Source organism: Collimonas silvisoli (assembly GCF_018305005.1).
GTDB lineage: Bacteria > Pseudomonadota > Gammaproteobacteria > Burkholderiales > Burkholderiaceae_D > Collimonas > Collimonas silvisoli.
The window spans coordinates 39,520-60,941 of the sequence record NZ_JAGQEG010000027.1; the positions used below are offsets into that span (position 1 = coordinate 39,520).

Annotated in this window: 13 protein-coding genes; 6 read left to right on the plus strand and 7 right to left on the minus strand. The window is 59.4% G+C overall.

Annotation, left to right across the window (positions count from 1 at the left end; all coding sequences use genetic code 11):
• Positions 1–7: 7 nt before the first annotated feature.
• The 7 genes from KHU33_RS09565 to ilvA form a co-directional block, all read right to left on the minus strand.
• On the minus strand, positions 8–634 hold the full coding sequence (locus tag KHU33_RS09565) for an LON peptidase substrate-binding domain-containing protein (protein WP_211462612.1): 627 nt from the start codon (positions 632–634) through the stop codon (positions 8–10).
• 54 nt (positions 635–688) lie between these two features.
• Complete coding sequence (gene rapZ / locus KHU33_RS09570) at positions 689–1,552, minus strand: RNase adapter RapZ (RefSeq protein ID WP_211462613.1); 864 nt, start codon at positions 1,550–1,552, stop codon at positions 689–691.
• Between the two features lie 97 nt (positions 1,553–1,649).
• Positions 1,650–2,597, minus strand: a complete 948-nt coding sequence (gene hprK / locus KHU33_RS09575) for an HPr(Ser) kinase/phosphatase (RefSeq protein ID WP_211462614.1) — start codon at positions 2,595–2,597, stop codon at positions 1,650–1,652.
• Positions 2,598–2,689: 92 nt separating this feature from the next.
• On the minus strand, positions 2,690–3,166 hold the full coding sequence (locus KHU33_RS09580; protein WP_211462615.1) for a PTS sugar transporter subunit IIA: 477 nt from the start codon (positions 3,164–3,166) through the stop codon (positions 2,690–2,692).
• Positions 3,167–3,501: 335 nt separating this feature from the next.
• Positions 3,502–4,113: a hypothetical protein gene (locus tag KHU33_RS09585; protein WP_211462616.1), complete on the minus strand. Its 612-nt coding sequence runs from the start codon at positions 4,111–4,113 to the stop codon at positions 3,502–3,504.
• 133 nt (positions 4,114–4,246) lie between these two features.
• Entirely contained in the window at positions 4,247–5,086 is an 840-nt protein-coding gene (gene queF / locus KHU33_RS09590) for an NADPH-dependent 7-cyano-7-deazaguanine reductase QueF (protein ID WP_211462617.1), read from the minus strand.
• Between the two features lie 152 nt (positions 5,087–5,238).
• Entirely contained in the window at positions 5,239–6,765 is a 1,527-nt protein-coding gene (gene ilvA / locus KHU33_RS09595; RefSeq protein ID WP_211462628.1) for a threonine ammonia-lyase, biosynthetic, read from the minus strand.
• Between the two features lie 178 nt (positions 6,766–6,943).
• Here ilvA and KHU33_RS09600 point away from each other — a divergent pair, with 178 nt between their 5' ends.
• The 6 genes from KHU33_RS09600 to KHU33_RS09625 form a co-directional block, all read left to right on the plus strand.
• Positions 6,944–7,435, plus strand: coding sequence for a YqaA family protein (locus KHU33_RS09600; RefSeq protein ID WP_211462618.1), 492 nt, complete (start codon positions 6,944–6,946; stop codon positions 7,433–7,435).
• Between the two features lie 370 nt (positions 7,436–7,805).
• Positions 7,806–11,822, plus strand: coding sequence for a DUF3683 domain-containing protein (locus KHU33_RS09605; protein ID WP_211462619.1), 4,017 nt, complete (start codon positions 7,806–7,808; stop codon positions 11,820–11,822).
• Positions 11,823–11,824: 2 nt separating this feature from the next.
• Positions 11,825–12,259 carry an HIT family protein gene (locus tag KHU33_RS09610; protein WP_211462620.1) on the plus strand — a complete coding sequence of 145 codons (435 nt, stop codon included), beginning with the start codon at positions 11,825–11,827 and terminating at the stop codon, positions 12,257–12,259.
• Positions 12,260–12,279: 20 nt separating this feature from the next.
• Positions 12,280–12,711 (plus strand): gamma-butyrobetaine hydroxylase-like domain-containing protein, encoded by a 432-nt coding sequence (locus KHU33_RS09615; RefSeq protein WP_211462621.1) that lies wholly within the window; start codon positions 12,280–12,282, stop codon positions 12,709–12,711.
• Between the two features lie 237 nt (positions 12,712–12,948).
• Positions 12,949–14,715, plus strand: coding sequence for a ShlB/FhaC/HecB family hemolysin secretion/activation protein (locus KHU33_RS09620; RefSeq protein ID WP_211462622.1), 1,767 nt, complete (start codon positions 12,949–12,951; stop codon positions 14,713–14,715).
• Between the two features lie 63 nt (positions 14,716–14,778).
• Positions 14,779–21,422 (plus strand): two-partner secretion domain-containing protein (locus tag KHU33_RS09625; RefSeq protein WP_211462623.1); only part of this gene is annotated, 6,644 nt, incomplete at its 3' end.

Consider the following 21,422-nt stretch of genomic DNA (forward strand, 5'->3'; position numbering starts at 1 on the left):
ACGATTTTCAGATGATGTGATGTTGCAGCAGATATTGATGGACGATGCTCAGGCGTTCGCTCCCGTCCGTCAGTTCCAGCAATTTCTGCCGCGCCTTCAGGGAAATCGGCAGGATTTCGCACCAGCGGTTGGCGACCCAGCTGGCGTTGTCGAACCGCAGCGGCAGCGAAAACGGGCTGGCGTAATCTGCACCGTGGCTGGCCCGGCCCCTGTTCTGGATATCGTCGATCACCAGTTTCAAGGTGCTGGCGCATTGCAGGTGAACCTGATCCGGGGCGCTCGGCTGGTCATCGGCGATCAGGCTGATTTGCGCTTCCAGCCGCTGATCGGCAAGTACCCGTTGCTGCAGAATCCGGAAGCGCTGGTTGCCTTCGATCCGCAACATCAGCACGCCCAGGTCTTGCATATCCCATTCGATGATACGGGTCAGGCAGCCGACGCTTTCCGGTTCGGCCGCAGCGCCTACTTCGGAGCCGCTCTTGATCAGCACCACGCCGAACGGTTGCTGGCTTTTCATGCACTCGCGCAGCATGTCGAGATAACGCGTTTCAAATACCTTGAGCGGCAGCACGCCGCCAGGGAACAATACGGTATTAAGCGGAAACAGCGGAATCCAGGAGGTATTTTCAGGCATGGTTGAAAGAGGAAGTGAACGGCCTAGAGCGCCGGCCCGTTTAACGTTTAGCGTTTAACCCAGTTCGCGATGGCGCCGCACCACGCGTTCGGTAACCTGAAAATATTGCGCCAGCTGTTCCACCATGTACACCGAGCGATGCTGGCCTCCGGTACAGCCGATCGCTACCGTCAGGTAACTGCGGTTGTCGTCCTTGAAAGCCGGCAGCCATTTCTCCACAAAGTTGCGGATGTCGCCTAGCAAGTCGGTCACCGCCGGCAAGCCTTCCAGGAAAGCGACTACCGGCTGGTCGCGTCCGCTCAGCGGACGCAGCCTCACGTCGTAGTGAGGATTGGGCAACATGCGTACGTCGAACACCAGATCGGCGTCGAGCGGTACGCCGCGCTTGAACGCGAACGATTCGAACAACAAGGTCAGCGGCGCCGGTTCGGTATCGACCAGCTCCTTGATCCAGCCGCGCAGACGATTGGCGCTGACGTCGGAGGTGTCAATCGTATGGCCGATGCCTTCGATCTCGACCAGCATCTCGCGTTCGTTCAAAATGCACTCGGTCAAGGTCAGGCGGTCCGCCGGATTCTGGCCGGGCAGCAGACGGTGCGACAGCGGATGGCTGCGGCGGGTTTCGGAAAAGCGGGCGATCAGGGATTCGGTCTGGGCCGTCAGGAAGAACACTTTGACGTCGTGTCCCTCGGCTCTCAGTTGCTGGATATCGGAAGGCAGGCCGGCCAGCGAGTCGGCGCTGCGAGCGTCGGTGGCTACCGCCAGCATTTGCGCGCCCTCATGCCGGCGCGCTGCGACCAGATCCCGCAACAAGGTCGGCGGCAGATTGTCGACGCAAAAATAACCTGCATCTTCGAGCACGCGAAGAGCAACTGATTTGCCGGAGCCGGAGATGCCGGTGATAAGAATTATGCGCATCGGCCAATGATACCGTAACTACGGCGATCGGGAGCGCAGGGTGGCCGCTTCGCTTGGCGTTTTATAACGCGCCGGTTTCGGATACGGCCTTGAATATTTAAATATCGCTATCGCTATCCATCGCAATCCGTTGGCGTGCGATGAAATCCTTGAGCGTATCGATGCCGCGCAACTGCAGGATGGTATTGCGCACCGCAGCTTCCAGCAGCACCGCGATGTTGCGGCCGGCGGCCACCGGGATGATGACTTTGCGGATGGGCAGCCCCAGCACTTCCTGGGTGTGAGCGTCGAGCGGCAGGCGTTCGTAATTTTCTTCCAGCGTGGCGCGCCGCACCAGATGCACGATCAGCTTCAGGCGCATTTTGCGGCGTACCGCGGTTTCGCCGAAGATGGTCTTGATGTCGAGCAGGCCCAGTCCGCGTACTTCCAGCAGGTTTTGCAGCAGATGCGGGCAGCGTCCCTCGATCATGTTCGGTGCAATCCGGGCAAATTCGACTGCGTCGTCGGCCACCAGGCCATGGCTGCGCGAGATCAGTTCCAGCCCCAGCTCGCTTTTGCCGAGGCCGGATTCGCCGGTAATCAGCACGCCGACGCCCAGCACATCCATGAAGACGCCATGCATGGTGATCCGTTGCGCCAGCTTTTTCGACAGATATACCCGCAGATAATCGATTACCTGAGCGGCGGGCAACGGCGTCGAAAACAGCGGGATATTTTTTTCATCGCAGATTTCAAGAATGTCCGGCGGGGTTGCCAAGCCTTGCGCGATGATGAAGGCGGGCGGCGCGCCTGCCACCAGTTCGGCGGTCTGGTAGACCCGCGATGTGGCGGAGAGGCGTTGGTAGTATTCGGTTTCCTGGTGGCCGAAAACTTGAATCCGGCCCGGATGGATCAGGTTCAGATGGCCGACCTGGTCGGCCGCCGAGGCGGCATCGCCGGAAATCAGCCGCTCGCCGCCGGGGAAACCGGCAAACCAGCCCAGTTGCAGCGATTCGCGGTTTTCGTCGTACAGCTGCTGAATCGATAGAGGCGTTGAAACGGGCATGGTTGGCGGTGGTGAAGTGAATAAGATCGCCCGCAGGCGATTCTGGCACGATGAGCGCTGTACTAGCTTAAATCGTAAAGCTTTACGCCAAATTATGTCGCATTTTCCGTGCCCATGGGCTGCCAGGTGATGATGTGGGCGTGCACCGAGGCCGGATCGGGATCGCTGGCAAGGATGGTGCGGAAGGCGTCGCTGGAAAACATCTCGGCGATTTCCGACAGGATCTCCAGATGTTGCTGGGTGACGTTGTCCGGAATCAGCAAGAACACCAGCAGGCTGACCGGCTGGCCGTCCGGCGATTCGAAAGGAATCGGTGCGGCCAGGCGCACAAATGCGGCCAGCGGCGATTTCAATCCCTTGACGCGGCCATGCGGCACGGCGACACCGTGGCCGAGGCCGGTAGAACCTAAACGTTCACGCGCAAACAGGTTGTCGGAGACGGTAGAGCGGGCAATCCCGCAATTGTTTTCGAAGAGTAAACCAGCTTGTTCGAAGGCGCGTTTTTTGCTGGAGACTTCCAGATCCAGCGCCACATTTTGTGCGGGCAGGATTTTTGCAAGATTAGTCATAATACAAATTGGTATGCGGCACAATACGGGTGGTTGTGTCTAAGTCAGTGAATAAGTCACCATATAGGTCACCATTTGAGCCACCACTAACAACTGCCGCAGCATTTCGAAAACATGCCAATCTCAGGGTTAATGCCGCCGGTCGCATAGTGTGACCGCAGCTGTTATAGCTGTTATAGCTGTTATAGCTGTTACTACAACGTCTCCCCCGATTTCGACCCAAGTCAACGCAACTCAGGCTACGGTTTTAATGGCACCCATCCCGGATTATAGACTTGTTTCAGATCAACAACACCAACTTGCCGTCATGGCTATGGCTGAATCGGGGATGGCTTTTACTTTACCTCAAAGCGCGCAAATATCAGCCAGACGTCGCCATTGCCCTTGTGCTGCGACAGGCGCGGCACGTAAGAGCCCATTAATTTGGCTCCCTTGACGCCCAGCGACGCCACTGGCAAGGCAATCGGGAACGGGACGCCGCCGAAATAATCCTGGCGGCTCATCAACATGGCAGTATAGCCGGCGCCGACCTCGACTGGCGTCTTGGGCACGTTCCAGATCCATTCGTAGGCATAACCAGCCATGACCTGCGGCTTGTAATGGGAGTCGCGGATCGCCAGCAGATACAGGGATTCGTCATTGCCGCTTTCGTTGCGGATAGTGCGGCCGCCACCCAGGCCCCAGGCCTTTTCATTCAGTTCTTCGATGCGCTCTTTTGTATATGTGTGCCGGCCGTGATAGGCATAGCCGGACAGATACACTTCCATGTCGCCGTTTTCGACGATGTTGTCGAGCCGGTTTTTGGTCTGTGAGAGAGTTTTGCTGAACCAGCCGGTGGTGTCCGGGGTTTCCTGAGCTTGGGCCGGAGCACACACGGCGGCGAATACGGTGATGCAGGAGAGCAATACGGTGCGTTTGAGAGCGGTAAAACGGGGAAAAATCATCATAAGCAAAAGAATCCTTTACGGCGAGGTCGTACGGTAGACGTTGATCCTTGCAACGTCAATATTCTCAACCGAATAATTGTTATTTAAGCACTTAAGTGCTGTCTTTTTGCTACGCTTTGTAGCGAATCGTTAATTATTGCCTTGCCTGGCGCCAATTCAACGGTGGCTGCGAAGTGGAGAAATTGCTGCGCCATGGATTGATATCGAGACCACCGCGCCGGGTGTAGCGCGCGTATACAGACAGCTTTTGCGGCGCACAGTTGCGCATCAGGTCCATAAAAATGCGTTCGACGCATTGTTCGTGAAATTCATTATGGTTGCGGAAGCTGATCAGGTACTTGAGCAAGCTCTCCTGGTCGATGGCGGCGCCGACATAGTGGATTTGCACGCTGCCCCAGTCAGGCTGGCCGGTTACCAGGCAATTCGATTTCAGCAGATGCGATACCAGGGTTTCTTCTATGACAAGCTGGTTCGGGTCGCTTTTCAACAAGGATGGATTCGGCTGATATTCGCTGACCTCGATATCCAGCCGGTCCAGCAACAAGCCTTGCGGCTCTTGCAGCTTAAGCGCGGCGAAGGCGTCGACGGTTGTCAGTACGACATGCACCGATGCGCCGAAAGCGGCCGATAAATCAGTGCGCAACAGCTGCAGCAAAGCAGCTGTATCCGCCAGCTTGGTCTGGTTGAAGGAATTCAGATATAACTTGAACGACTTCGATTCGACGATGTTGGGCGAATCCGCCGGCACCGTGAAAGTGGCGATGGCAACCTGCGGCTTGCCGCGCAAATTAAGCCAGGACACTTCATACGCATTCCAGATATCGACGCCGAAAAAAGGCAGCGTGCCGCTGATGCCGATTTCTTCGCGCTTGCCCAAGCGGGCGATCGGAAACAGCAGCGACGGCTGATATTGGGTCTGGTAGGCGGCGGGTTTGCCTAGCGGCGATGCGTCAGGCGTATTTGATGTGGACATGGCTTCTGCTTCTGCTTAAAAGCAGTATTTTGCCAGATAAGCACGATGGCCTTGATATTCGCGGCCCGGTGGCCGCTATAAACAGCGCATTTGCAAGGGGGGAGTACAGAGTTCGCTTGCGGCGACGCGCACCGCAAGCGTGGCCAGGCATCTTAGCCAAGAAATAATTTATACACCGGATTGCTGCTTTCATCCCAATAGCGATAACCCAGGCTGGACAGGAAGCTGCGGAAAATTTTCATTTCCTTTTTCGGCACTTGCAGCCCGACCAGGATGCGGCCGACGTCGCCGCCCTGGCTGCGATAGTGGAACAGGCTGATATTCCAGTCGGGCGCCATCGAATTCAAGAAGCGCATCAGCGCACCCGGACGCTCCGGGAACTCAAAGCGATACAGCAATTCGTTTTGCGCCAGCGGGCTCTTGCCGCCGACCAGGTGCCGTACATGGACCTTGGCCAGCTCATCATGGGTCAGGTCGAGCGTGCTGAAGCCGTGCTTTTCGAAATTCCTGGCGATCTGGGCCGCTTCTTCTGCGCTCGAAGTTTGTACGCCGACAAACACATGGGCGATTTTCTCATCGCTGATGCGGTAGTTGAACTCGGTGACGTTGCGTGGCCCGACCAGTTCGCAGAAACGGCGGAAGCTGCCGTGCTGTTCCGGGATGGTGACGGCAAACACGGCTTCACGCAATTGGCCGACATCAGCCATTTCGGCGACGAAGCGCAGCCGGTCGAAATTCATGTTGGCGCCCGAAGCAATGGTGATCAGGGTCTGGTCCTTGACCGGCTTGCGGGTGCCTTTGGCGCGTTCGACATAGGCTTTGGCGCCGGCCACCGCCAGCGCTCCGGACGGCTCCAGGATGCTGCGCGTATCCTGGAACACGTCTTTGATCGCGGTGCAGACCGCATCGGTATCGACCAGGATCACTTCATCCACATGCAGCCGCGCGACGCGGAAGGTCTCCTCGCCCACCAGCTTGACCGCAGTGCCGTCGGCGAACAGGCCGACATCCGCCAGCGTGACGCGGCGGCCAGCCTTGAGGCTGCGCGCCATGGCGTCGGAATCGGTGGTTTGCACGCCGATGATCTTGATCTCCGGCCGTACCGCTTTGACATAGGCGGCGATACCGGCAATCAGGCCGCCGCCGCCGATCGGCACGAAAATCGCGTGGATGGGGCCGGCGTGCTGGCGCAGGATTTCCATGCCGATGGTGCCCTGGCCGGCGATCACATGCGGATCGTCGAATGGATGCACAAACGTCAGCTTGAGTTTCTTTTCCAGCGTCAGCGCGTGGTTGTAGGCATCGGTGTAGGAATCGCCGAACAAGACTACTTCGCCGCCACGCGCCCTGACCGCATCGACCTTGACTTGCGGCGTGGTGGTTGGCATCACGATCACGGCGCGGCAGCCCAGCTTGGCGGCCGACAGCGCCAGTCCTTGCGCATGATTGCCGGCCGAAGCGCAAATCACACCGCGTTTAAGCTGGACCGGAGTCAGGCTGGCCATCTTGTTATAGGCGCCGCGCAATTTGAAACTGAACACGCTTTGCACATCCTCACGCTTGAAATAAATCTGGTTAGCCATGCGCTGCGACAGCGTCGGTGCAAATTCAAGCGGAGATTCGACCGCGACATCATAGACGCGGGCGGTGAGGATTTTCTGCAAATAGTCAGTGGTCATGTCGTAGGTCATGTAGCGTTGCAAGGGCGCCGCCGAAGCAGCCGGTAGCAGGATCAAAGCAGGATCAAAGCAAAATCAGGTCAGCACAAACAGCCGATCATTATAATGGACGGCTTTTTAAGCGCCAGCGGTTTTGCCGCTAGCTGCCGAATCCTGGAATTTTCTGAATTGTTTCCCCATGATCGAATCCGCCGTTTTATGGTTGCTGAAGACACTCGCCGTGCCAACGGTCGGCCTGACTTCAGTCTTTATCATCAGTTTTGTCGCCGCCACCTTGCTGCCGCTCGGCTCGGAGCCGGCCGTGTTTGCCGTGATCAAGGCCAATGGCGCGTTGTTCTGGGCGGTGATTTTGGTGGCGACCACCGGCAATACGCTGGGCGGCGTGGTCGATTACTGGATGGGTTACGGCGCCAAGCAGGCGTTCGCCCGCGAGCGCGGCAGCAACTGGTTCGGCTGGCTGCAGCGCTACGGCGCCAAAACCATGCTGCTGGCCTGGGTGCCGGCCATCGGCGACCCCATCTGCACCCTGGGCGGCTGGCTCAAGCTGCCGTTCTGGCCTTCCGTCATGTACATGGCGATCGGCAAGTTCGTCCGTTACATATTGGTGGTCTGGCTGCTGCTGAATGTGCCGGACGGCTTTTGGCGGCAAGTGGCGAGCTGGCTGGCCTGATCGCGGGCGAATTACCGGTTGGAACGCATTTCCCGGCGCATCGCTGACAGGCCCCAACTCCTGGCGTAAGGCGAATCAGCCTTTGCACTGACCGTAATCGGCCAATGTGAGGGCAATGCTTTCCATGATTTCGCTGATGATCTGGCTAAACATAAGGGCTCCTGAAGGTAGTGGGTACGGATGCATTGTAGTTAAAAACTATTAATAAATAAAAATTGATTGTTTTTATTGATTTAATTGGCATTGGCTATCCTGGCGGGGGCAATCTCTTGCACTGCACAAATCCGCATCTTGCCGTCGCGAAGTTGCGCGATAAGCTAAAATGCTGATTCAGCAGCAGTAGCCACGCAGTCGTCACTTCAATAGACCAATGAACGCCCCCGTAAAAATCCAGGCACTTTTGTCAGATGCGCCACACGGCGCCACTCCTACGCGTTTGCGCGAAATCCCCTATAACTACACCTCGTTTTCAGACCGTGAAATCGTGATCCGGCTGCTCGGCGAGGATGCCTGGCACTTGCTCGATGAACTGCGCGTCAAACGCCAGACCGGCCGTTCCGCAAGAATGCTGTACGAAGTGCTGGGCGATATCTGGGTGGTGCGGCGCAACCCGTATCTGCAAGATGACATGCTGGACAATCCAAAACGCCGTCAGGCGCTGATTGACGCGTTGCATCATCGCCTGAGCGAGGTCGACAAGCGGCGTATCGTGACCGACCAGGCCGATATCGCCGAGGCGCCCAACGATGTTGAAGCCAAGAAACGCAGCGAGAATGTCGAGGCGCTGCTGGCTGCGGCGCGCAAGGCGATTGCCGCCTTCTCCGACGAATTCCGCCAGACCTACGATTTGCGCAAGCGCACCAATAAGATCCTGGGGCGCTACACCGCCAAGGACAACATCAAGTTCGACGGCTTGTCGCGCGTATCGCATGTGACCGACGCTACCGACTGGCGCGTCGAATATCCGTTCGTGGTGCTGACCCCGGACAGCGAAGATGAAATGGCCGGCCTGGTGAAGGGCTGTATCGAACTCGGCCTGACCATCATCCCGCGCGGCGGCGGCACCGGCTACACCGGCGGCGCGATTCCGCTGACGCCGCTGGCGGCCGTCATCAACACCGAAAAACTGGAACAGCTGGGCCCGGTCGAAATGGCCGTGCTGCCGGGGCTGGATAAAGAATACGCCACCATTTATTCGGGCGCAGGCGTGGTCACCAAGCGGGTTTCCGACGCCGCTGAAAAAGCCGGTTTCGTGTTCGCGGTCGATCCGACCTCGGCCGAAGCATCCTGCGTCGGCGGCAATATCGCCATGAACGCGGGCGGCAAGAAGGCCGTGCTGTGGGGCACCGCGCTCGACAATTTGGCGAGCTGGCGCATGGTCGACCCGAACGGCGACTGGCTCGACGTTACCCGTCTCGACCACAACCTCGGCAAGATCCACGACACGCCGCTGGCGCGCTTCCAGCTGGAATGGCGCCACCCGGCTGAAAAAGGCCGTCCAAGCGAAAAACCGTTCAAGACCGAAATCCTGGAAATCGCCGGCCGCGTATTCCGCAAGGAGGGCCTGGGCAAAGACGTGACCGATAAATTCCTGGCAGGTTTGCCGGGGATTCAAAAAGAAGGTTGCGACGGCTTGATCACCTCCGGGCGCTGGATTCTGCACAAGATGCCGAAGCATACGCGCACGGTCTGCCTGGAGTTCTTCGGCCAGGCGCGCGATGCGATTCCATCGATCGTCGAGATCAAGGATTTCCTCGATGCCGAAACCAGGAAGGGCGGGGCGATCCTGGCCGGCCTGGAGCATCTGGATGAGCGCTATCTGCGCGCCGTCGGCTACACCACCAAATCGAAACGCGGCGTGCTGCCGAAGATGGCCTTGTTCGGCGACATCGTCGGCGACGATGAAAACGCGGTAGCGCAAGCGGCATCGGAAGTGGTACGCATGGCCAACAACCGTGTCGGCGAAGGTTTCGTCGCGGTCAGCGCGGAAGCGCGCAAGAAATTCTGGCTGGATCGTGCCCGCACGGCCGCCATCGCCAAACATACCAACGCCTTCAAGATCAATGAAGACGTGGTGATTCCGCTCAACCGCATGGGCGAATACACCGACGGCATTGAGCGCATCAACATCGAACTGTCGGTCAAGAACAAGCTGCAACTGCTGGACCAGTTGCGCGACTTCTTTATCAAGGGCAATCTGCCCCTGGGCAAGAGCGAAGATGCGGAAGGCGAAGATATTTCCGCCGCCGAAATGCTGGAAGACCGTGTCCATCAGGCCGAACAACTGATCGCTGCAGTGCAGGCGCGCTGGACCTATCTGCTGGCGCATCTGGACATGCCGCTCGCCGCTGCGAAAGAGACACTGGCCGCATTGGGGCTGGACAAACTCAGCGCCGCATTCGACCAACGCCTGGCGCAGCAACCGGCCGCCACCGTGTTCGACGTGGTGCAGGATCGCACCGTGCGGGTATCCTGGAAGCAGGAAGTGCGGGCCCAGTTGCGGCAGATTTTCAACGGCGCTTCGTTCAAGCTGATTCTCGACGAGTGCAACGCGATTCATAAGCAAGTCTTGCGCGGCCGCGTGTTTGTCGCCTTGCACATGCACGCCGGCGACGGTAACGTGCACACCAACTTGCCGGTCAATTCCGATCACTATGAAATGCTGCAGGATGCGCACGCCGCGGTGGCGCGCATCATGACCCTGGCGCGTTCGCTGGACGGCGTGATTTCGGGCGAACACGGGATCGGTATCACCAAGCTCGAATTCCTGACCGAAGACGAGATCAGCGATTTCCGCGACTACAAATTACGGGTCGATCCGGAAGGCCGCTTCAACAAGGGCAAGCTGCTGAATCTGCCCGGCTTCGAGGCTGATTTGCGCAATGCCTACACGCCGTCGTTCGGCCTGATGGGACATGAATCGCTGATCATGCAGCAAAGCGATATCGGCGACATCGCCAACAGCGTCAAGGATTGCCTGCGCTGCGGCAAATGCAAACCGGTCTGCGCCACCCACGTGCCGCGCGCCAACCTGCTGTACTCGCCGCGCAACAAGATCCTGGCGACCTCGCTGCTGGTGGAAGCCTTCCTGTATGAAGAGCAGACCCGGCGCGGCATCTCGATCAAGCATTGGGAAGAGTTCGAAGATGTGGCCGACCACTGCACCGTCTGCCACAAATGCGTGACGCCGTGCCCGGTCGATATCGATTTCGGCGATGTCTCGATGAACATGCGCAACCTGCTGCGCAAGATGAACAAGAAATCGTTCAATCCCGGCACCACGGCCGCCATGTTCTTCCTGAATGCAACCGATCCGGCCACCATCAACATGACTCGCAAGGTGATGACTGACTGGGGTTTCAAGGCGCAACGCTTCGGCAACGAGCTATTGAAGAAATTCGCCAGGAAGCAGACCAAGAAACCGCCGGCCACGGTCGGCAAGGCGCCGATCAAAGAGCAGGTGATCCACTTCATCAACAAGAAGATGCCGGGCAATCTGCCGAAGAAGACCGCGCGCGCATTGCTCGATATCGAAGACGACAAGATCGTGCCGATCATCCGCGATCCGAAGAGCACCACCGCCGATACCGAAGCCGTGTTTTACTTCCCCGGCTGCGGTTCCGAGCGTCTGTTCTCGCAAGTGGGCTTGGCAACCCAGGCCATGCTGTGGCAGGTCGGGGTGCAAACCGTGCTGCCGCCGGGTTACCTGTGCTGCGGTTATCCGCAGCGCGGCTCCGGCGACTACGACAAGGCCGAGAAGATCATCACCGACAACCGTGTGCTGTTCCATCGCATGGCGAACACCTTGAACTATCTCGACATCAAGACCGTGATCGTTTCTTGCGGTACTTGCTACGACCAGTTGCAGGGCTACCAGTTCGACAAGATCTTCCCGGGCTGCCGGATCATCGATATCCACGAATACCTGCTGGAGAAAAATCTCAAGCTGGAAGGCGTGACCGGCACTCGTTATATGTACCACGACCCTTGCCACAGCCCGATGAAATTGCAGGATCCGATGAAGACGGTGAATGCCTTGATCACTACCGACAGCGGCGCCAAGATCGAGAAAAACGAGCGTTGTTGCGGCGAGTCCGGCACCTTCGGCGTGAGCCGTCCGGATGTTTCGACCCAGGTGCGCTTCCGCAAGGAAGAAGAGATGACCAAGGGCGCGGATAAGCTGCGCGCCGACGGTTTTGGCGGCGACGTCAAGATCCTCACTTCCTGCCCGTCTTGCCTGCAAGGCTTGTCGCGCTACAACGACGATTCCGGCACCACTGCCGACTACATCGTGGTCGAGATGGCGCGTCATCTGCTGGGCGAGAACTGGTTGCCGGATTATGTGGCGCGCGCCAACAACGGCGGTATCGAAAGGATCCTGGTGTAACCATGACCATGACAGCCCATGCGGTCGATTGCGAACTGTGCAGCGGCGACGGTGGAGAAATTCTCCACCGCGCCGAGAAATTCCGCGTGGTGCTGGTTGACGATCCGCTGTATCCGGGCTTCTGCCGTGTCATCTGGCATCGGCACGTCAAGGAAATGACGGACTTGTCGGCGGCTGACCGCAATCAATTCATGGATGCGGTGTGGACAGTTGAAACCGCCGTGCGCAACATCATGCTGCCGGAAAAAATCAACCTGGCCTGCCTCGGCAACATGACGCCGCATCTGCATTGGCATGTGATTCCACGTTATCTCGACGATGCGCATTTCCCCAGTCCGGTATGGGCGCAAGCCCGGCACCAGCCTTCGCCATTAGTTCTGGAGCAGCGGCAGGCTTTGCTGGTCGCCTTGCGCTCGGCGATCTCCGAGCAGTTTTAATTCTCTATTCAGGCCATCCAATGACCGGCTCCAAACAATCAGCACCGGCGCCTGTGCCGGTGTCATTCACAGTACATAAGCAATCGTGCAAGCTGGAAGTTGCCTTCGATGACGGCGCGGTTTTTTCGCTGCCGTTTGAATTGATGCGCGTTTATTCGCCATCCGCCGAAGTAAGCGGCCATGGTCCGGGACAAGAGGTATTGCAAACCGGTAAGCGCAATGTCGAAATGGCCGCACTTGAACCGGTTGGCAACTATGCGGTCAAGCCGGTCTTTTCAGACGGCCACGTCAGCGGCATCTATACCTGGGCCTATCTGTACAAGCTGGGGCGCGATCAAGAGGTGATGTGGGAGGACTACCTGCAGCGTCTGGAAGCCGCCGGCCATACGCGGGAAGCGGGCCGCGACCTGCCCATGACAACCAAGACCGCGGGCGGCCATGGCTGTGCGTAATTAAGCCGGAATTTAAAGGCATCAAATCTCTTGGGTGCGCGAGCATTGCTCGCCACTCCTTCGCAAAAAAACAATCACCATCATTCGATAACGATCGCTCATCGGTAAAGTGTTTGAGAGATTCGACATCTGCAGCTTTTTCAGATAACCCCTAATCAAAAATAAGATAATTCTCATATCCAAACGGAAAGCCACTTTGTAGGGTGTTAGTTTGCATCTTTACAACGAAAGCGCCAAATGGAAAAGCGTGCTGCATGCGCCGGCGTTAGTGAACACCTGCCGGCACTTGCATTGAGCGTAGGACTCGCTCTCTTCATCGCAAGCACCAGCTCTGTCGCTAACGCCCAAACAATTCAAACTCCCGCCAGCGAAGAGCAACGCCGCCGCAGCCAGGCCGAGGCAGAGGAGCGCCAGCGGCAATTGCAAGCGCCGAATATCGATCTGCAAGGCGCGGCGCCGGTGGCAGCCGCCGACACGCTGGTGCTGCCGGCCGAATCTCCCTGCTTTCCGATTCAACAGTTTGTCCTTGACGTCCCGCACCAGCTATCACCGGCCATCCGTTTCGCCGGCGCCAGCGATTTACCGCATGATCCCTTCCGCTTTGCCCAAGACTACCTGAATCAATACACGGGCGCCTGCATCGGCAAAGACGGCTTGAATCTGATCGTCAAACGTTTGACCGGCCTGATCTTGAGCAAAGGCTACAGCACCACGCGCATCGGCGTCCCCGAGCAGGATCTGGCCGGCGGCACGCTGGCACTGACGCTGGTGCCCGGCGTGATCCGCGCCATCCGCTTTACCGATCCGGCTGGCACCTGGAAAAACGCCTTCCCCACCGGCCCCGATCAGTTGCTCAATCTGCGTGATCTGGAACAAGGCCTGGAGCAGATGAAGCGCGTCCCGAGCCAGGATGTCGATATGCAAATCGTGCCTGGTGAAATTCCAGGCGAGAGCGATGTGGTGATCGAAGTCAAACGCGGCAAACCGTGGAAATTGAGCGGCACGCTCGATGACAGCGGCGCGAAAGGCACCGGCAAGCTGCAAGCCGGAATTAATCTAGCCATCGACAATCCGCTGGGTCTCAACGACCTGTTCAATCTCGGCCTCAGCACCGACGCTGACCGCAAAGCCGGCCAGCGCGGCACCAGCGGCAGCAATATCTACTATGCAATTCCAGCCGGCTACTGGAACTTTGCCGTATCCGGCAGCAGCTACGATTATCACCAGCAAATTGCCGGCAACAATCAAGACTTCATTTCCAGCGGCAAGTCGCGCAACCTGGAATTCAAGATCGCGCAGTTATTCCAACGCAATCAGGCGCAAAAGAATAGCTGGCAATTCAAGCTCGGCAAGCGCTGGAGCAAGGCCTTCATCGACAATACCGAAATCGATGTGCAAAAGCGCAATACCACCTTGGCCGAGTTGGCCTGGCTGCATAGACATTATTTCGGCGTCGCGCAATTGGATCTGACGCTGGCCAATCGCTGGGGCGTCTCCTGGTTCAACGGCCAGGGCGACGCCGCTGCGCGCACCGCGGACGATCCAAGCTTCCGCTACACCCTGCAAACCATCGACGCAACGTTAAGCGCCCCATTTCAAATCGCCGGTCAAGCGCTGACTTACATCGGCACTCTGCGCGGCCAGACCACCCGTTCGCGCTTGCACCTGACCGATCAATTCAGCATCGGCGGACGTTATACGGTGCGCGGCTTTGACGGCGAGCTGACCTTGGCTGCCGAGCGCGGTTTCTTCATGCGCAACGAACTCGTCGCGCCGCTGGCGCAAAGCGCGCAATCCGCTTACATCGGTCTCGACTATGGCCAGGTCTATGGCCCCAGCGTCCAGTACCTGATCGGCAACAAGCTGGCTGGCGCCACTGTCGGCCTGCGGGGCGGTCTGTTCGGCCTGAGTTACGACGTGTTTTCCAGCTGGTCGCTCTACAAACCGCAAGAGTTTCGCACGGCCGCACCGGCCATTGGCGTCAACCTGGCTTATCAATATTAATCACCCGACTTTCCCTGCCTGACACCGCATCAACCGCATCAATTGATATGAATTGGAACATGTATGAATAAGCTAGCTTACCGCGTCATTTTCAATAAAAACCGTGGCATGTTGATGGCGGTTGCAGAGAGCGTGTCCAGCCAGGGGAAGGGCCGCGCGGCAGGCGGTGCATCAGGGGCAAGCAGTTCAGTGTTGATGCGCCTGGTGCATTTGGGGGTGGCGATTGCGGCGCTATTCGGCGGCGTCGCCGTGGTGCAGGCGCAAATGGTGGCGTATAAAAGCGGCGGCCCCCAGCCGATTCCTGCTATCAACCAAACCGCCAACGGCCGGCCGCTGGTGCAGATCGTCACACCGAATGCGGCAGGCGTCAGCCATAATCGCTACGACCGGTACAACGTCGACAGCAAAGGCGTCATCCTCAACAACGCCCGCACCGTCACCCAGACCCAGTTGGGCGGCCTGGTCGACGGCAATCCGAACCTGGCCAATGGCAGCGCCCGCCTCATCCTCAACGAGGTCATGGGCAGCGGCCGCAGCCAGTTGAACGGTTATACCGAAGTGGCCGGCCAGCGCGCCGAAGTGATCATTGCCAATCCGAACGGCATCACCTGCTCCGGCTGCGGTTTTATCAATACTTCACGCGGCGCGCTCACCACTGGCAGGCCGCTGTTCGGCGGCGACGGCAGCCTGAATGCGTTTCGCGTCACGCGTGGCGATATTCAGATTAACGGCCTCAATGGCGCCAACACCGATCAATTGGATCTGATTGCCCGCAGTGTGCAAGTCAACGGCCAATTGTGGGCGAATCAACTGAACGTTTTTAGCGGCAGCAATCAAGTCAGATACGCCGATCTGGACGTAATCGTCATCCAGGGTGAAGGCGCGCAGCCGACCGTCGGCATCGATGTCGCGCAACTGGGCGGGATGTATGCCAACAAGATCCGTCTGATCGGCACCGAAGCCGGGGTCGGCGTTGCCAGCCTTGGCACGATTAGCGCGCAAGCCGGCGATCTCCAGCTCGACAGCCGGGGAAAAATCACCCTCGCCGGCAAGACCAATGCCAGCGGTCAGGTCACCATCCACAGCGCCGATTCCGTGATCAATGCCGGCACGCTGTACGGCCAGCAAGCCGTGCAACTCTCCAGTGACGGGCAGATTGCCAACAGCGGCACGATGGCGGCACAGGGCGACCTGACACTGTCCGCCGGCAGCATCAACTCAAGCGGCGTGCTGGGCGCCGGAATTGACGCCAACAGCCAGGCGACGCAAGCCGGCAGTTTGCATCTGGCCGCCGCCGCCGGCATTACGGCCACCGGCCAAAACATCGCCGGCGCGAATGTCGCCATCGACGGCGCCAGCCTGAATCTCGTCAATGCACGCACCAGCGCCGCCGGCAGCATCACGCTGACCGCGCGCGCCGGCGATATCGACCATAGCGGCGGCAATTTGCAAGCGGCGGGCGCTGCCGCCATCAGCGCCGCCGGTGCTGTCATCAACAATCATGGTCTGATCAATGTCTCGCAACTGACCAGCAACTCCGCCAGCTTGTCCAATAGCGGCGGCACATTGAATCAATCGGGCAGCGGCGCCACCGGCATCACCACCACCGGCTCACTCAACAACAACGGCGGCGCAATTACCACCAATGCCCAAAACCTCAACCTGCAAGCCGGTAGCCTGAGCAACGACGCCGGCGCCATCAATCACGCCGGATCGGGCACGTTGACAATCAATACCGGCGCACTGAGCAACATCGCCGGCAATGCGGCCTCCAATGGCCAATTGGCGCTGACTGCGGCCAGCATCAACAATCAGCGCGGCAGCCTGTCCGCCGCCGGCGGCAGTGTCTTGCACAGCACGGGCGCCATCGGCAATCAGCAAGGCGTGATCCAAGCCGGCAGCGGCTTGACCATCGCCGCCGGCGATATCGATAACGGCGCCGGCCGCATCACGTCGTTGAATGCAGATGGACTGGTGTTGAGCGCCAGCGGGCAACTGACTAACGCCGCCGGCGGTGTCATCGGCGGCAACGGCGATGTCACAGTGACTGCGGCCAACGCCAATAACGCCGGTAGCATTACCGCCAGCCGCAACCTCACCGCCAACATCGGCAACCTGCTCGATAACAGCCGTGGCCGCCTGGCCGCCGGCAGCGCACTGCAAGCCAATGCGGCTGCTTTCAAGAACAATGGCGGCGTGGTGGATGCGGCAACCGTCGCCTTGACTATGAAGCAGCTCGATAACGCTCATGGCAAGATCAATGCCGATCAACTGACGATCCGCAGCAACAGCCTGAACAATCAAGCCGGTCAGATTGCCCAGTTTGGCACTGACGCCAACGTCATCGATGTCGCAGAGATCCTCGACAACAGCAACGGCGGCGTGATCCAGACCAACAGCGCCGATCTGACGCTGACGCCTCGGCAACTCAACAACGCCGGCGGCACGATCGCGCTCGCCGGTACCGGCAAACTGAAGGTTAGCGTCAACAACGGTCAGGCCGCATTACAGAACCAGGGCGGCAGCATCGGCAGCAACGGCCAGGTTTCGGTGATTGCCGGCAGCATCGACAATCGCAGCGGGACGATATTTTCCCAAGCACAAGCTGAGATTGTTGCCACCCAAGGCGATATCGACAACAGCGCCGGCGCCTACCTCGGCGGCAGCCAATTAACGGTGCGGGCGGCAGGCAGCATCAACAACAGCGCCGGTAAAATCGAGGGCCTCAAGAGCGGCCTGGCCATCCGCGCCAACAGCCTCAACAACGCCGCCGGCACCGTGCAAAGCGTGGCAGCCGCACCGCTCAGCATCATGCTTGCGCAAGATATCAACAATGGCGTGGCCAATGGCGTCGGCGGCTTTATCGGCAGCGCCGGCGCCTTCCATCTCCATGCAGGAACCATCGACAACAGCGGCGGCACGCTCTATGCCAAAGACGATCTGACACTGCAGTCAGACGGCCAATTGATCAATGCCGACGGCGTGATCCAGAGCGCCGCCAGTCTGAGCGCTGCCGCCGCCGGCGCCGTGCGCAACGACCATGGCCGCATCGAAGCCAATGGCGGCAACGCCACGCTGACCGTATCGGGCAGCAGCATCGACAACAGCGCAGGCCGCATCGCCAACAGCGGCAGCGGCCTCACCCGGATCGACGGCGGCAGCCGGATCACCAATACCAATGCCGCCAATACGGCTGAGCGCGGCGCCATCGGCGGCAATGGCGATGTGCTGCTGAGCAGTGCGTATCTGGACAACAGCCAGTACGGCCAGATCATCGCCGCCGGCAACCTCACCTTGAACCACGGCAGCGCGCTCAATAACAATGCCGGCAAGTTGTACGCCGGCAGACATCTGCAATTGGACCAGGCCGGCGCAAGACTGAGCAATATCGACGGCAACATTGGCGCTGCCGGCGATATCGACATCAGCGTCGCCAGCCTCGACAACTTGTCCGGCCTGATCGGCAGCAGCGCTGGCACTGGCGCCGGCGGCGATATCACGTTAGCGAGCAGCGGCGCCGTCAACAATAGCGCCGGCACGCTCGGCAGCAACCGCAATCTGCGCCTCACCGCCAACACCTTGCTCGGCAACGGCAAAGTCATCGCCGCCCAAGACGCCAGCATCAGCCTGCAAGGCGATTACGCCAATACCGCCGGCAACACGCTCAGCGCCAACCGCGATCTGACCTTGTCGATTACCGGCGATCTGACCAACACCGGTAATCTGGAGGCGGTACGCAATGTGACGCTGAACGCCGCCAACGTCAACAACCAGGCCAGCGGCTTGATCAACGCCGGCGAAGGCGCCACGGTGATCCATGCCGCCAACAGCATCACCAACACCGGCCGCATCTACGGCACCGAGATTGCTATCGGTGCGCAGACGCTGAGCAATGATGTCGACGCCGCTGGCATGCAAGCCGGTGTGATTGCCTCGCGCAACACGCTGCAGATTGGCGCACAGAGCATCACCAATCGCGAACATGCGCTGATCCAAAGCCTGGGCGACATGACCCTGGGCGGTGCGCTGGACGCCGACAACAATGTCGGCGGCAACGCCGTCAGCATCCTCAACGCCTCGGCCACCATCGACGCCGGTGGCGCGCTGACGCTGCACACTGCCGCACTGACAAACCGCAACGATCATTTCAGCACCGAGTTGCAGATAGATGAGACTAAAACCAAGCGCGTCATCGAATACAGCCCCGTGAGCGCGCCCGGTGTCTGGTTCGCAGCGGATCAAGTCACCTGGGGCGATAGCGGCGACGGCGGGATTGTGCTGATCCTGCCCGGCAACTGGCGCAACGAGCGGTTTCACAAACGGGATTACACCCAGATTGTCCAGCAAAGCGTAGTCAAGACCAGCGACCCCGGCAAGATCACCTCGGGCGGCAACATGGTCCTGTCCGGCACGGTCACCAACGACAAGAGCACCATCATTGCCGGCGGCAGCATCACCGGCCATACCGGCGACATCAATAACCTCGGGGCGACAGGGGAAACCGTCACCACCAATCATATGACTGCAGGAGAGAACTACGAACACTGGGTCAGCGGCCACCCGCATCGGAACCACTACCGCTACGTTAACGGCAGCCCCGACGCCTTCGAAGTGGAGCTGTCGAGGTTGCCGCTGGCGCTGCAAGTCTGGACCAGACAAGAGCACACCCGCCCCGCCACCGGCCCCAACCAGGCCATCGGCAATACGGTGGCCAACAACGCCGTGCCTACCATCAACGGCAGCACCCTGTCTGACAACCGTCCCGGCAAGAGCGTCGGCCCAGGCAGCGCCAATGCGATCGACGGCGCCAGCGGCAATGCCGGCGCCGTTGCCGAGACCGCCGGCAGCAATCAAACCGTCGGCACGCCTGCCTCTGCGTTGCCGAATCTGGTGCTGCCGAACAGCCAGTTGTTTACGGTGCAGTCACAACCGGACCAACCCTACCTGATCGAAACCGACCCCAAATTCACCAACTACAAAACCTTCATTTCCAGCGACTATTTATTAGGCCGCCTCTCGCTCGATCCGCAGAAAGTGCAAAAGCGCCTGGGCGATGGGTTCTATGAACAGAAGCTGATCAACGACCAGATTGCCCAGCTCACCGGCAAACGTTTCCTGGACGGCTACGCCAGCAACGAAGCCCAGTACAAGGCCTTGATGGAAGCCGGCGTTGCCAGTGCGGCGCAATTCCAGCTCACCCCCGGGATTGCCTTGAGCGCAGCGCAGGTGGCGGCGCTGACCTTCGACATGGTCTGGCTGGTCGAACAAGAGGTGACGCTGCCCGACGGCAGCCGCACCAAAGTGCTGGCGCCGGTAGTCTATCTGAGCCGCGCCAGCGCCGAGGACATCGCCCCCACCGGCGCGCTCATCTCCGGCAAGGATATCGATCTGACCATCAACGGCAACCTGCACAACGGCGGCACGCTGCAAGCATCGAACAAGCTGATCGTCAAAGCCAACGATATCGTCAACAGCGGCGATATCCGCAGCACCGGCAAGGATGGCAGCACTATTCTTGTCGCGCAAAACGACATCCTCAACAATGGCGGCAGTATCGCCGGCCACCGTGTCGGCATCCTGGCTGGGCGCGATGTGGCGATGAGTACCGCCGCCAGCTCTGTCACTGGCGCCCACGGCACGAATACGACATTGGGACGGGTTGCCAGCGTCACCGCCGATCAGTTATCGGTGCAAGCCGGGCGCGACCTCAATCTGGCCGCGACCGCCATCAACGCCACCGGCGACGCCGTCCTGGCCGCCGGCCGTGACCTGAACCTGAGCGCAGTCGATACCCGAAGCAGCTACAACGCCACCTATGACAACGACAATCACCTGTATCAAACACAGACCCAAGTCAACGGCAGCGCCATCAACGCCGGCGGCAAGCTGGCCCTGATCGCCGGCCAGGATATCAACGCCGCAGCAGCCTACGCCAATGCCGGCGGCCAGTTGGTGGCCGCCGCCGGGCGCGATATCCATATCGGCACGGCCCAGCAAACCGGCAGCGTCGATCAAGCGACTTACTTCACCTCCAAAGGCATGCTGTCGTCATCGAGCGACCGTTCGCAAGCCAACGTCAACACCAGCACCGCCGTCGGCAGCACCTTGTCGGGCGACTCCGTAATCGTCCAGGCCGGGCGCGATATTGGTGTCACCGGCAGCAATATCGTTGCGACCAATGATGTTGACCTGCATGCCAAAAATAACGTCACCATCAGCAGCGCGCAAAACACCAGCGACAGCAGCTATCGCTTAGAAGAAAAGACCTCCGGTGTGTTCAGCAGCGGCGGCGTCGGTTTCACTGCCGGTAAAAAGGAACAACAGAATACGCAAACCAGCCAGCAGACCACGCAGACCGGCAGCACCATCGGCAGCACTGACGGCAATATCCGCATCAGCGCCGGCAACGCCTATACCCAGACCGGCAGCGATGTGATTGCGCCCAAGGGGGATATCGGCATTCTCGCCAAATCGGTCGACATCACCGCCGCCACCGAAACCATGAGCGCCACGCAGGACAGTAAGTTCAAGCAAAGCGGCGTGACGGTGGCAGTGACCAACCCGGTGATCTCGGCGGTGCAGACCGGGCAGCAGATGGGCCGGGCGGCGAGCCAGACCGGCGATGGCCGGATGCAGGTGCTGGCTGGAGCGGTTACTGCGCTGTCCACCTACAACGCCGTCGACGCCGTGTCCAAAAATCCCGGAGC

Coding starts and splice junctions, on each gene's coding strand:
- KHU33_RS09565 (WP_211462612.1), bottom strand. CDS start 634: ATGCCTGAAAATACCTCCTGGATTCCGCTGTTTCCGCTTAATACCGTA.
- rapZ (WP_211462613.1), bottom strand. CDS start 1,552: ATGCGCATAATTCTTATCACCGGCATCTCCGGCTCCGGCAAATCAGTT.
- hprK (WP_211462614.1), bottom strand. CDS start 2,597: ATGCCCGTTTCAACGCCTCTATCGATTCAGCAGCTGTACGACGAAAAC.
- KHU33_RS09580 (WP_211462615.1), bottom strand. CDS start 3,166: ATGACTAATCTTGCAAAAATCCTGCCCGCACAAAATGTGGCGCTGGAT.
- KHU33_RS09585 (WP_211462616.1), bottom strand. CDS start 4,113: ATGATGATTTTTCCCCGTTTTACCGCTCTCAAACGCACCGTATTGCTC.
- queF (WP_211462617.1), bottom strand. CDS start 5,086: ATGTCCACATCAAATACGCCTGACGCATCGCCGCTAGGCAAACCCGCC.
- ilvA (WP_211462628.1), bottom strand. CDS start 6,765: ATGACCACTGACTATTTGCAGAAAATCCTCACCGCCCGCGTCTATGAT.
- KHU33_RS09600 (WP_211462618.1), top strand. CDS start 6,944: ATGATCGAATCCGCCGTTTTATGGTTGCTGAAGACACTCGCCGTGCCA.
- KHU33_RS09605 (WP_211462619.1), top strand. CDS start 7,806: ATGAACGCCCCCGTAAAAATCCAGGCACTTTTGTCAGATGCGCCACAC.
- KHU33_RS09610 (WP_211462620.1), top strand. CDS start 11,825: ATGACCATGACAGCCCATGCGGTCGATTGCGAACTGTGCAGCGGCGAC.
- KHU33_RS09615 (WP_211462621.1), top strand. CDS start 12,280: ATGACCGGCTCCAAACAATCAGCACCGGCGCCTGTGCCGGTGTCATTC.
- KHU33_RS09620 (WP_211462622.1), top strand. CDS start 12,949: ATGGAAAAGCGTGCTGCATGCGCCGGCGTTAGTGAACACCTGCCGGCA.